Origin of the sequence: Bradyrhizobium sp. NC92 (assembly GCF_025200865.1) — a bacterium.
Taxonomy (GTDB): domain Bacteria; phylum Pseudomonadota; class Alphaproteobacteria; order Rhizobiales; family Xanthobacteraceae; genus Bradyrhizobium.
Genome location: NZ_CP104171.1, coordinates 5,765,543 through 5,778,218 on the forward strand (window position 1 = coordinate 5,765,543; position 12,676 = coordinate 5,778,218).

Annotated in this window: 10 protein-coding genes; 7 read left to right on the plus strand and 3 right to left on the minus strand. The window is 58.5% G+C overall.

The window, feature by feature from the left end:
• The first annotated feature begins 72 nt into the window (after positions 1-72).
• The 3 genes from N2602_RS27290 to N2602_RS27300 all read left to right on the plus strand — a co-directional run bounded on the left by N2602_RS27290 (position 73) and on the right by N2602_RS27300 (position 4,497).
• Complete coding sequence (locus N2602_RS27290; RefSeq protein ID WP_260379995.1) at positions 73-945, plus strand: recombinase family protein; 873 nt, start codon at positions 73-75, stop codon at positions 943-945.
• A gap of 150 nt (positions 946-1,095) precedes the next feature.
• Positions 1,096-1,725 (plus strand): hypothetical protein, encoded by a 630-nt coding sequence (locus N2602_RS27295; protein WP_260379996.1) that lies wholly within the window; start codon positions 1,096-1,098, stop codon positions 1,723-1,725.
• A gap of 2,565 nt (positions 1,726-4,290) precedes the next feature.
• Positions 4,291-4,497 (plus strand): hypothetical protein, encoded by a 207-nt coding sequence (locus tag N2602_RS27300; protein ID WP_260379997.1) that lies wholly within the window; start codon positions 4,291-4,293, stop codon positions 4,495-4,497.
• 174 nt (positions 4,498-4,671) lie between these two features.
• Here the strand turns inward: N2602_RS27300 and N2602_RS27305 are convergent, their stop codons facing one another.
• Both N2602_RS27305 and N2602_RS27310 read right to left on the minus strand, forming a co-directional pair.
• Positions 4,672-4,881, minus strand: coding sequence for a hypothetical protein (locus N2602_RS27305; RefSeq protein ID WP_260379998.1), 210 nt, complete (start codon positions 4,879-4,881; stop codon positions 4,672-4,674).
• A gap of 874 nt (positions 4,882-5,755) precedes the next feature.
• Entirely contained in the window at positions 5,756-6,292 is a 537-nt protein-coding gene (locus N2602_RS27310) for an HAD family hydrolase (protein ID WP_260379999.1), read from the minus strand.
• Positions 6,293-6,808: 516 nt separating this feature from the next.
• Here N2602_RS27310 and N2602_RS27315 point away from each other — a divergent pair.
• From N2602_RS27315 to N2602_RS27330, 4 genes are all read left to right on the plus strand, one after another.
• Positions 6,809-7,408: a TVP38/TMEM64 family protein gene (locus N2602_RS27315; RefSeq protein ID WP_260380000.1), complete on the plus strand. Its 600-nt coding sequence runs from the start codon at positions 6,809-6,811 to the stop codon at positions 7,406-7,408.
• A gap of 429 nt (positions 7,409-7,837) precedes the next feature.
• Positions 7,838-8,923: a GDP-mannose 4,6-dehydratase gene (gene gmd, locus N2602_RS27320; protein WP_260380001.1), complete on the plus strand. Its 1,086-nt coding sequence runs from the start codon at positions 7,838-7,840 to the stop codon at positions 8,921-8,923.
• A complete protein-coding gene (locus N2602_RS27325; RefSeq protein WP_311738507.1) occupies positions 8,904-9,875 on the plus strand; it encodes a GDP-L-fucose synthase in 972 nt (323 codons plus the stop codon). The genes gmd and N2602_RS27325 overlap by 20 nt, the downstream gene beginning before the upstream one ends.
• A 23-nt stretch (positions 9,876-9,898) precedes the next feature.
• Complete coding sequence (locus tag N2602_RS27330; protein WP_260380002.1) at positions 9,899-11,110, plus strand: glycosyltransferase family 4 protein; 1,212 nt, start codon at positions 9,899-9,901, stop codon at positions 11,108-11,110.
• Between the two features lie 438 nt (positions 11,111-11,548).
• Here N2602_RS27330 and N2602_RS27335 read toward each other — a convergent pair whose 3' ends face one another.
• On the minus strand, positions 11,549-12,505 hold the full coding sequence (locus N2602_RS27335; protein WP_260380003.1) for a class I SAM-dependent methyltransferase: 957 nt from the start codon (positions 12,503-12,505) through the stop codon (positions 11,549-11,551).
• Between the last annotated feature and the right edge of the window lie 171 nt (positions 12,506-12,676).

The following is a 12,676-nucleotide window of genomic DNA, read 5'->3' on the forward strand; positions in this document are numbered from 1 at the left end:
ACTAGCTCCTCTTGAAGGCCCGAGCGCCAAGTAGTTCTATGGCTTGGCAGTAGCGTCTGATGAGGTGAAGAAATGAGTAACGCGCTCATCGTTCACAGAGCTCATCTGCCAAAATCGATAATCAGCGTACGGGCAGCGCAATATGTCCGCATGTCAACTGACCGCCAGCAGTACTCCATTCAAAATCAGGCTGCCGTCATCGCCGCCTACGCCCACGCGCATCATTTGACGCTGGTGCGCACCTACAAGGACGAGGGCGAGAGCGGGTTGCTCATCAAGAACAGAACCGGGCTCCTCCAATTGCTGAAGGATGTCGAGAGCAACCAGGCCGACTTCGGTCATCTCCTGGTCTATAACGTAAGTCGATGGGGCCGTTTCCAGGACGTGGACGAAAGCGCGTACTACGAGTTCGTTTGTCGGCGCGCTGGCATCAAGGTCGCTTATTGCGCGGAGCAATTCGAGAACGATGGAAGCATGCTGGCGAGCATCGTCAAGAACATCAAGCGCGTGATGGCCGCCGAGTACAGCCGCGAGCTGTCAGCAAAGGTCTACGCCGGTCAATGCCGGTTTGCGCGGCTCGGCTACAAGCCTTGCGGACGTGCCGGCTATGCGCTCGTGCGGGAGCTCGTCGACGAAAAGATGCAGACGATACGAGTGATGAAACAGGGCGAGCGGAAATACCTTCTGACCGACCACATCCGCATTCGACCAGGTGACCCCATGGAAATCGCGGTCGTGAAGTGGATGTTCGAAAGATTCTTGGAGGTGAAGTCGGAGACGGTCATCGCTTGGGAGCTCAACCAAAAGGGCCTGGTCTCGAGTACTGGCGTGCCATGGACCCGCGCCGCGGTTGGAACTTCTCAGAAACGAGAGCTACATCGGAAACCTCATCTTCAACCGGAAGTCCTAAAAGCTCCGACAGACCGCGGTAATGAATCCGCCTGAGCAATGGATCAGATGCGAGGGCTGCATCGAGCCCATCATTGATCGCGAGGTCTTTTTCACCGCCAGAAGCATTATAGCGAACCGGCGCGTCGATCTTTCTGATAGGAGATGCTGGTTCGGCTGCGCAAGGCTCTTCTTAGAGAGGGCCGCTTGACGCCGACCATTATCGGTCGCACTCCGGGACTGCCCTGCTCGGCCACCTGCCAAACCCATTTTGGCAATTTTCGAAATCTATATCGATTGCTCGGCTATAGCCCGAAACGAAATTACGAATTTCTCGACGCCCGTCCTATCTGGTCCGAGCTCAGGGCCAAGCTCATCGACCAGGCCGCTGCCGCTATCAAGGCGGCAGGCGGACGCATCAGTTCAGGCGGCTGGAGCCACTGCATGCGTGTGAACGGGTCGGCCTGCCTTTCCGTGAGGGCTGCCCGTTGGACACCTCCCCAGAGACCAACCCATGCGCCCTACTGGAGCATCGAGCGCGAGGCGTGTCTTCCCGATGGCTGGATTGCCGCCATCCGCCTGGCCGAGCACAACAAGACAGTGCTCGATTACGTCTTGTTGCCGACCGACGGCAAAGTGAAACGCACGATCCGCTTTTCCGAGGCAGCGCGAGCGCGGCGAGGAATTGCGCGCTTCAAGACCGCCAATGGCCTCGTCCAAGCCATCACGAGGCGATTGACAAAAGCGGATCCTACTACCCACACGCCCCCGACGCGGCGGCGTAGGCGGGCGAAAGCGATGCGATCCAAGACCAGAAAGATCCACCGGCGACGCTGAGGCCCGACAAACCGCGTCTTGGGACCTTGTGCCCACGCTCGAGGTAAGCTTTTATGCACGCATTTGGGATGTGCTATTGTGAGCGTTAAGTCGATTGTCGCGAAAAATCCTAAGAGACGAACTCTCGTCCGTGGGCATCCTTTCACTGACCGTCCAGGAGTAGGAGAGGATCGCTGCTCGTATCTTCGCACGGATCAATGACCTTGAACTGGAGCTTGTGGCGCGTGCGTTTGCCGCCATGAGCTGTGATCACGATTGGCCCTTCGTGCTTACGCGAGGGTTCTGTTCGACGAGCAGCTGGTAAGAATTGAACGCGAGTTGAGCCATACCGATCTCCGTTGGCAAGTCGCGAAACGGAGATCAAGCCAGAGTCAAAAGAGCGCGTTGCGGAGGCTGGCAGCGGGTGGCGGCCTCCGTCTCTAGCGGCAGAGTATGCGCAGTCGATCCCCAACTGAGCTGGCCAATTAGAGTACCGCTCCCACTTAAGGGCGTATAGCCGAAGCTCTTCGTTGCGCCTTGTTAGCAACAAGGCTCTCTATCACCACTGCGTTTATCCGGCCTGCGAGCTTGGACCGATAATGAATTGTATCCACGAAGTTGGTAGGATCCCTGGTCGTCTCATCATCAGTGCGAAAGTTCAGGAAGCTACCTACCGAACGGCTCGCAATGATAGCTGCAAATGCTTCATCGCAAGCGCTGCGTGCCGCTGCAGCATGCGATCGCGGTTCAGGAAGTAAGGTATAGAAGACGGGCGGCACCACCAAGGTGACAGACGTGCTAGCCGGCAGCGTGCTTATCACTGACGCTAGCTTGTCCCTGTACTCAAATTGGTTTGCGCTAACATCTGCGATCTCTGTCTCGACTGCTGGTGGACCATCACTGGCTGTAGGTCTTTGGTCCCGGGGAAACACATCTTCATAACTCCAATGGCCGTCCGGGCGCATGGCTCTTCTAAGGCCCACCCAAATTTCCATGCGCTGAACTAACCGGCTAAGTGTATTCCAATTCCAAAGATGCTTCGCGTAGCTCCACAAACTTTCCTCGTAGAGCCAATATGGGAAAGGATCGTCGCGCTCATTGTCGGAGATTTGGGAGCACCAAGGCTCGTCAATGACGACGACAATCGCTCCAACCTGCTGATGATGTCGAGTGAAGTAATTCAGCGTAGCGATCAGACCTCTCGGACGGCCTCCGGGCACTAGGAGCTGCACAAAATGGTGTTCCGTGCCCTCTGACAATTTGCCTGGGTCGATGAGCTGCCCCGTAGAATTGCTAACCACGGCGGAATCAAACTGTGGGTCTCGCGCCCTGCTCGCATTGCCCGTAACCGTTCTATCGTCGACCCCGACAATATTCAGGAGGCCAAAGTAACCTCGATCATACGGGTCAGCCAGGACCATAAGACTGGACATGAGTAAGCTGCAAAACGCAAACGAGCCCAGTATTGCGTGCAGACACGCTCGCCACTCCTTCGTGAAGTCTGGATCTCTCATGGAAAACTCTAGGCCTGTTGGAACACCGCATCCAAGCGGCGATTGAATGATATTCCGCCGCCATCTAGATCTACCAAAAAAATCCGCTGACGTGAGATCCGGCGGGAGCTTGTTTGGGCGTTAAGACTGCGTCCCTGCCATGAGCGAGGGCGGCTCACTTGCGAGGCCGAACCAACACCGAATTTTGATACCCTCCGGTCTCAGCCTTGGGCGAATACGTGATCAGATGATACTGGGTGCGCCAGCGCTGCATCTCCCCGAGCTGATACCATCGGTGCCCCGGCGATTGCCTCCGCCACCACGACCGCCGAAGCCGCCTTCGCGTAGGCCCGCCTCCATTATCAACGCCCACACCAGTCCCCCGCTCCCGGCCTGCGCCCCGCCAATCTTACCGAGGTCGGCTCCTGCGCCGCCGTTAGCGCCATCGGTGCCGTTGCCATCCACGTCTTGCGCGGACACGCGGCCGCCACCTGGCAGATCCTGTAGGGGCAGCATTACTGCCGCCTTGCCGCTGCCGCTGTGGCCAGTTGCGATAAACTGCTGACCCGCCGCCGTTACCTCCGCCATCGCCGCTCGTGACTTCGCCTCCATGAGCCGTGATTGCAACCAGCTTTGTCGTGCTTTCTCGAGGTGTTGTTTCGGCCAGCAGCCTGGCAAGGATTGAGGCGACTTGAGCCATGCCCGACCTCCGTTGGCAATGCGAAACAGAGATCACGCCAGTATCGAAAAGAACGGCAGGGGCTGGCTGCGGGTGGGTATCTCACTATAGCCTGCTCTAACGCCAGCGTCCGTCTCGAGCCGCAGACTGTGCCTGGGTGAACTAAAAACGGGCAGTATTCCCGTGAACGCGGGCGAGCCGCTGTGCTAAGCTGAGGGGGGACTACGAAACTAGTCACAATCTCAGTTAATTCCCCGCTGGCTCTCGAGGCCGGAGGGTTTTTCTATGAGCCCAAAGGTCAAGGCGAGGCGCCAATTTAGACTAACGGCATTAACTCGGCTTTAAGACCTGTTGTATGGTGGCGCAGGGTCATATAGACAAGGCCTGTGTCAGCGTCAGTTGCGTTTGAGATCCATGATTACGTACAAGCAGTACCACATCCAGCGATTTGAGCACGGCAACGAGCGCTGGATTGCCCGCATTACGCGAGCAGATGGTCAGAACATCCGCACCATCCTACCAGCCGCTGAGCATCCATACCTTGATACCAAGCCGACCGCCTCTGCCGAGGAAGCCGAGGAACTTGCCAAAGAGGGCATCGACTTTGGCGGCATGGTTTAGGCGCTCCTTGAGAGCTTAAGCCTCTGCTGTTGCAGCGAGATCTCGCAACAACGCGTGAAGTAGTTGATCGTTCTGTGGTACGTTGCAGCCTTCATCGCGATCCGTGGCTCGCAACAGTGAGAGCCCTTCGCTTCCGCCGGCGCTAGCCTTGTTAGGAAGCAGTAGCCAGGCAGCTCACAGCATTCCCCTCTTCCCGAGCCACGCCAGCGCCGTCGAGCAAGCGGCAGAAAGCAACGCGGTCCAAAACCAGGAACGCCCACGGGCGGCGCTGATTGAGCGCAGATACAGGAAAGCTCCGAGGATCTTTCCGTAATTCCTTCGAAATTGTCCGTTCAGCTTAGCTACCTGCGGTAGATCGGATAACGGCTCGCATTCGTCGGCCATTGCGCTGGGCTCCATTTGCGGCTGAACCAGCACCCTATGAACCACTGTTTTGCCCGACGACGCAAGTTCCAATTCGGGTTTTTCGATGCCCCGCAGGTCCCCCGACCGCTAGACGCCTGGTATAGAGTAGGTCGCCAACAAAAATGCCGACCAAAGTAGCTCAGTCGCTTTATCTCAAGCTTGAATCGGGCCAGCGGGGAAGCTCATCAGCGGGCCGGGATCGACGCAAGTTCGGCCGCACCATCGCGTAGAGCAGGAAAAGGCCGATGGTGAAGGCCACCGCCAGCACGGGAAAAATGTAATTCATGCCGCCTCCAAGTCTTCGAACTAAATGCTAGCAGTGATGCATCTACCCGTCCAATCGCGATGATGTTCTCCGGCCTTGAGCCCGCACTGTTGAGTTCCCGCTTCGATACCCAGCCCAGCTTGAGGTCTCATCCATTGTTCCGCTTCATGCGTTTGAATCCTCGCTGCTGCCGCGACAGGCAGCCTTCACATACTGTTCCAAATTCAACGGATCTCTCATTTGCTTTATTGCGGCGGCGATCAGACGCAGCCCAAGAACTCGCAGGTGATCCTGGCGACTCCTGGCTTGAGCTACATCTTCAATTGCGATTTCCAAGCCCGTTCCGTTAAGCTCCCCCGCAAGGGCTGCATCGAACCCTGCTAGCCCAAAATCAGCGGCTTCGTCCCGTTGGGCCACTCCGATAAGCGTTGCGGCTCGAGGTTGCTTTCCCGGCGCTTTTGCTGGCCGGTACTCTTCGCTGCGTTTTGCCCGATTGGCTTCGATTTGTCGTTTTGATGTCTACGGATTTCGGCTAGCGATCGAACCATCGAAAAAGCGATGGCATCAATCGCCCTTTCGGCGCCGCCATCATCCGACCGTGCTCGACGCGCGGGGATCGGGAGAGCGTTCATCCAACAGGGGGGTGATGAACGCATGGAGGTTTGCCCCATCAAACAAATAGGCTGCGATGCCGACCGCTTGCGCTGCAACAAGATCGCTCTGCTTGTCGCCGATCAAGAAGCTCCCATCGACATCTACTGGATAGCGCTCAAGCAGAGCTTTGATCATCCCCGGTTGCGGCTTGCGGCAATTGCAGAGGACACGATATTGCGCAATCAGACCATCGGGGTGATGCGGGCAATATTCGAACGCATCAATATGCGCACCAATAACAGCAAGCTCATGCGACATCCATTCGTGTAAATTGCGAACGTGCCGTTCTTCATAAAATCCCCTGGCGACTCCTGATTGGTTCGTCACAACAAACGCGAAATACCCGGCGTCATTGACTGCTTTTATGGCCTGTTGAGCTCCGACCACCCACCGGATCTTGTTGGGATCGAAAGTATAGCCATCATCCTCATTGAGGACGCCATCACGATCAAAAAACACTGCCGGACGCATCGAATCTTACGGGCCCAAGTTGCATCGAGAACAGGCCAATCTTCCGACAATCTCTGCTTCTTTTCAACATGTCGCACGATTAGGCAGGATCGTGCTCTGCCAGCGTGTGCGACCGACATCGACGCGCGCCTTGCGTCCTATGGCACCTTTCGGTCCTTGGGTCCCTGCGCGCCAGCTGGTCCGGCCCCCCGGGACATGCCCGGCGGGCTTTGGGGGCCGGCGGGGCCGGCGGTCCTGGATCTCCCTTCCGCTCAGGATCCCTGCTACGAATACAAGCGCGGTAACCAATACAGTCACCGTCATCCTTTTTTGCATATAGAGGGCCGCAAGAGATTCGAAGATGCGCATTGACCCATAGACCGATCACCTTCAAATACCCAAAGCCGTCGCACGGGCCCAGGTGGCTCTGTCCAGCTTCCAGCCCAATTCCGATGCCGCACAAACCTTTTTCGCAGTGGCCGCACCTGTTAAGGAGAATCGGCGGGCCTCTGACCCTAAGCATGCAGTCTTAAAAGAATGAACTCGCCCCCTTTAGACACGATCAGTGCCTGGTTTCAAAATCTCGGCGATCTCACGCCGACTTCGGTAATGGCGGTCTGCTTCGTATTTTTGATAATGGCCTTTATCGTGCTTCCTCGCACCCCTCTCATTTGCGCCGCGGGTGCCGCCTTTGGCTGGAAAGTCGCCGTAATCATCTTGTTGAGCGGTACCGTCGGAGCTATCCTCGCTTTCCTCACTTCCCGCTACGTCGCGTCGAGCTGGTTTCGAAAAAGGCTCGAGAACAAGCCTAACTTCGGCGTCATTGCACAAGCAGTTGACGAGGAAGGCTGGCGCATCATCGCGCTGATGCGTCTGGGCGTGCCACTCCCCGGAGCAGTTCAAAACTACCTGTTCGGTCTGACGAGGATTGACATCTCAACGTACTCGATCTCGACTTTTATTTTCACTGCGCCGCAAGTGTTCCTGTATTCATTTCTGGGCGCGACCGGCCGAGCCTCGCTACTGGACGAAAATCTAGGCATCTCGCTGATCACATTGGCGCTGATCATCACAACTGTTGCCCTTATAGGATGGCGGGTAAGAGTCTTACTGTCGCGGCGGGCGCCACTCGCCTAGACGCGCGAGCTCGCTCACGCTCGAGTTCAACGGCCGCTGAGCGCGCAGCGGCGGCCCCATTGCCAAATGCTCCTCATGCTCGATCCCGGCGGAAGGGGTCTGAAACGGCGCGAACGGCCGGTCTAGTATTTCGCCGCTTATCGCAAGGTGGGCCTAACAGGAGCCACCGCTAATCCCTCAACTTAGTCCCTGGGGCGGGCTAGCGAAGACTTAGATCGCGCTGTGATGCTGCTCGTGATCCTGCTGCCAAACCGTGAGGCGGTTGCTAACCGCCCGCATCTCCCCCTTTCGTTGATAGGCAATTGCTAGGTGACCTATATCGCCTACAAACGGGTGCATTTGCTTGACAAGCGGACGATGCTGGAAAACAAGAGACAAGAAAGTGGCTAGCAGTCTCATCGATTCCAAACCGGTCGCCTGGACATCGTTATGAATGCTCAAGACTCCAAACAGCGCATCGCCTTAATCACCGGCGTGACTGGACAGGACGGTGCGTATTTGGCCGAACATCTGCTATCGCTCGGCTATGTTGTGCACGGCATCAAACGGCGCTCGTCGTCATTCAATACCGCCCGCGTCGACCATCTCTACCAGGATCCGCATGTCGGGGAGGTGCCGTTCCTGATGCACTATGGCGACATGACAGACTCGACCAACCTCATCCGACTCATGCAGCAGATTAGGCCGACCGAGATCTATAACCTAGCCGCCCAGAGCCATGTCGGCGTCAGCTTCGAAAGCCCGGAATACACTGCCAATGCCGACGCGATCGGCGTGCTGCGGCTGCTCGAGGCCATCCGCATCCTCGGCGTGGAGAAGGAGACGCGCTTCTACCAGGCCTCCACCTCCGAACTCTACGGCCTGGTGCAGGAGGTTCCGCAGAAAGAGACCACGCCGTTCTATCCGCGCTCGCCCTACGGCGTGGCAAAGCTCTACGGCTACTGGATCACCGTGAACTACCGCGAAGCCTACGGCATGTTTGCCTCGAACGGCATCCTGTTCAACCACGAGAGCCCGATCCGAGGTGAGACCTTCGTCACCCGTAAGATCACCCGCGGCGTCGCCCGCATCGAGGTCGGGATCGAGGAAACGCTCTACCTCGGAAATCTCGAGGCCAAACGCGACTGGGGACACGCCAAGGACTATGTCGAGGGCATGCACATGATCCTGCAGGCTGAGAAGCCCGACGACTTCGTGCTCGCAACCGGCGAGACCCGCTCGGTCCGAGAGATGGTCGAGCTGTCCTTTGCCGAAGTGGGCCGTCAGATCGAGTGGCGCGGTACTGGCGTCGAGGAGACCGGCATCGACGGCAAGAGCGGCAGGACGGTGGTGCGTATCGATCCGACCTATTTCCGCCCCACCGAGGTCGATCTTCTCATCGGCGACGCCAGCAAGGCCCGCAAGCAGCTTGGCTGGAAGCCGAAGCGGACATTTGCCCAGCTCGTGCAGGAGATGATGGCGAGCGATCTGGCCGAGGCCAAGCGGGAGATCGCCCATGGCAAGCACTCCGTTTGAACTGAAGGGCAAGACCGTCTACGTCGCCGGTCATCGCGGCATGGTCGGCAGCGCGCTCGTGCGCCGACTCGCGCAGGAGGATGCGAAGCTCGTCACGACAACCCGCGGCGAGGTCGACCTCTGCAACCAGGCCGCGGTATTCGACTGGTTCGCGAAGACGCGGCCGCAGGTGATCTTTCTGGCGGCAGCAAAGGTCGGCGGCATCGTAGCCAACAACACGCTGCGCGCCGAATTCATCTACGAGAACATCGCGATCGCCGCCAACGTGATCCATGCCGCGCATCAGAATGGCGCGGAGAAGCTGATGTTTCTGGGCTCGTCGTGCATCTATCCAAAGCTCGCGGCCCAGCCGCTGCGCGAGGATTCGATGCTGACGGGGCCGCTCGAGCCGACCAACGAGCCTTACGCGATCGCAAAGATCGCTGGCATCAAGATGGCGGAGGCTTATCGCAGCCAGTACGGCAGCGATTTCATTAGCGTGATGCCGACGAATCTCTACGGCCGCGGCGACAACTACAATCCCGAATACAGCCACGTCGTCGCCGCGCTGATCCGCCGGTTTCACGAGGCAAAGCTTTCAGACGCCCCCAACGTCGTCGTCTGGGGTACCGGCACGCCTCGGCGCGAATTCCTCTATGTCGACGACATGGCGGACGCCTGCGTGCACCTGATGAAGACCTATTCGAGCGCTGAGCTCGTCAATGTCGGCACCGGCGAAGACATCACCATCTCCGAATTCGCCCGCGTGGTTGCTGCCGCCGTCGGCTATCGCGGCGAGATCTCCTTCGACAACTCGCGCCCCGATGGCACGCCGCGCAAGCTGCTCGACATCAGCCGTCTTGCCAAGCTCGGCTGGCGTGCCAGGACCTCGCTGGAAGATGGCATCCGCCGCGCCTACGCGGCCTATCTGGCCGAGAGCCAGGCCAAAGGGCTCTCACAGCCCCACGCCTGACCGGCGAGGATCGTAGCTCGCACATGAATACTCCCGCAAAGCTGATCATCGCGGCCCAGTTCTATCCGCCTGATACGACTACGACGGCCGTCTATGTCGGCAAGATCGCCGACAGCCTCGCGCGCGATCGTCAGGTCGTCGTGATCTCCGCGACAACAGGCTCGGGCGCGGCGAGCCACCCCGGCAAGCCCGAGATCGTTGAGCTCAAGAGCTGGAATCCGCAAAAATCGGCGCTTCTCCGACGTGCGGTGGCCATGTGCCTGCTTGCGGCACAGATGTTCTTATCGGTCTTGCGGCGGGCAAGGCCAGGCGACATTGTATTCTGCGTCACGACGCCGTTCACCCTGCCCTATACCGTGCTCCTTGCAGCCAGATTGCGGGGCGCAAGGACCATGCTCCTGATCTACGACCTCTACCCGGAGACGCTTGAGGCCGCCGGCCTGGTCCGCTCCAACTCGCTCGCGGTCCGGCTGATCCGCTTTGCCAACACGCTGCTGTTCAGGCGCCTGGACGCGATCATCGTGATCGGCCGCGACGTGCCGCCGCTGATCGAAAAATATCGCGGGGTCAAAGCAGGCCAGCTTCACTTCATTCCGAACTGGGCGCTGATCCCGATCGGACACCGCAAGACCGATCCGGCCAGCCGCTTCCGCGCACCGGATCCCTCCAAATTCACCGTCGGCCTGTCGGGTAATCTCGGCTTCACCCACGACCCGGCTACGGTTTTCGAAGCGGCCCGCCTGCTGCGGAACGAGACGGACATTCAATTCGTCCTGTCCGGCTGGGGCGTGGGCTGGGCCGTGCTCAACGACCTCTTCGCCAAGGACAAGCTCGAGAATGTCAGGATGTTCGAGCCGGTGCCTGAAGAGGAACTCGTCGAATTCCTGTCGGCCGCCGATCTCTGGGTCATCCCCTATCGCCGGTATATCGCCGGCGTCTCGATCCCGAGCCGTCTCTACAACATCCTCGCCGTCGGCCGGCCGGTGGTCGTCACCTCGGAAGCAAATTCGGAAGGCGCGCTCGTGCTCGGAGAAGACGCGATTGGATGGGTCGTCCCGCCGGAAAATCCCGCCGAGCTCGCGCGAGCCATTCGCGACGCGGCGCGCGATCGGCGGGCCACGATGGACAAGGGTGTTCGCGCGGCAGGCGTTGCCGAGAGATATCGCGAAGATGTCGCCCTTGCCGGCTATCGCCAGGTTGTCAACCACGTTGCTCGAGGAAGGACGCGCCGCTGAGCGGCACTCGCAAGACAAGTGCCACCTCGCGGAACAGCAGGATTGACGGAGAGCGGTGGCGTGCGGCATCAAAACTGCAATTTCCACCGACTCTTTCCGCCGCTCGGCCTGACGTCGGCTAGAATGAACTTGTCAAGGCTCCAGCGATTCGAAGGCCTACTAAAGGTTGCGTTCGGCCATCCGCGGAGACGACCTCGATTTTCTCGCGAACGACCGACCTCTGGGTCATCTCTCACTGCCGCAACCCTTGGGCGTGTCTATGCCGAGCCGAGCTTTCGATCTGCTCACGGTCGGGCATCCCGTGATCATGGGATGCTTACGAAGGGGCAAAGTCGTGCCAGGCTGTCCGAAAAACACCGCGAGTCGATCCCCCTTGCGGGATACCGTTCTTGCTGGCTTGGGAGGACGGCGGAGTGACGGGACTAGTTGAAACCAGAGCTAATTAAGCGGCTTCTCATACCAGACAAAGTGCGAGAAGCCGTTCTTCGGCCAGCCGCCCGTTTCCTGCTCCAAGATCTTGAGCCCGAACAACTCCGCCAGCGTCTGCAATTCGTTCGCGTGATAGAAACGCGCGATAGGTGTCAGGAAAAAGTCGCCGAACTGCTCCCATGACGGCTCTATTGCAGGAAACTTCCACTTGCCTTGCACACAGCCCAGCGTGGCCCAGAGCGCGAGGTGATAAGGCGGAAAAACGGTGAACTTCAGAACTCGATCGCCGACTTTCTTTCCGAACAGATGCTGAACCCCCTTCAGGGGCGGGCTCAGGGCAAAATAAAGAGAGCGGTAGAGGTTGTCCCAATTGTAGACTGCGTAAAGCATCTTCCCGCCAGGCTTGAGAATGCGGACAAGCTCCATGAAGCAACGCATCGGATCCGGGGTGTGATGCGTCACTCCGTGCGAGATGACGATGTCAGCGACTTCATCCGCGATGGGAAGCCTGAGGTTCGAGCCGAGAACGCCCTCTGCATTGAGCGGCGGCCTCTGGATCTGCCGAATCGAGCCATAGGCAAGGTCAATCCCGAACGGCGTTATTCCCCGATGCTCCTTGAACGCCTGGACGATGGCTCCCTTTCCACACCCGACCTCGATGACGGTGTCAGCCCGCGCGAAGAGATAGTCGTATTTTGAATCCCGAAGCCAGCGCCCCAACGGAAGGTTGTCCAAATCCATGTAGTTGTTGCAGGGCGTCTCATCGTAGTGATCCCGAACGCGGTTGTGTATGCTGTCGGGAATGACCGCCGTCGTTCCTGCATCCGGACGGAGATCCGCAACATTGCCCATGAAGCCATAGCGCAGACCAGACGTCTCGCCGCGGAGGTGATCTCCCTCGATGACGAGAGAGCCGAGATCAACGGGGTCTCGGAGCAAGCTCAGATATTTGGGAACGAAGGACATCGCATCTCGGTAAAAGTAGAAAATTTCAGGAAAATCCGTGAGGCAGCCGGACCTTAGACTTCTCCGACTTCGTGAAGCAAGCCTGTTGTTCGGAGCTCACCCTTCATGATGTAAGTTCCATGATCGGCGTGGGTATACCCGCATCAAGGCTTCGCCCCGATGCGCATATCC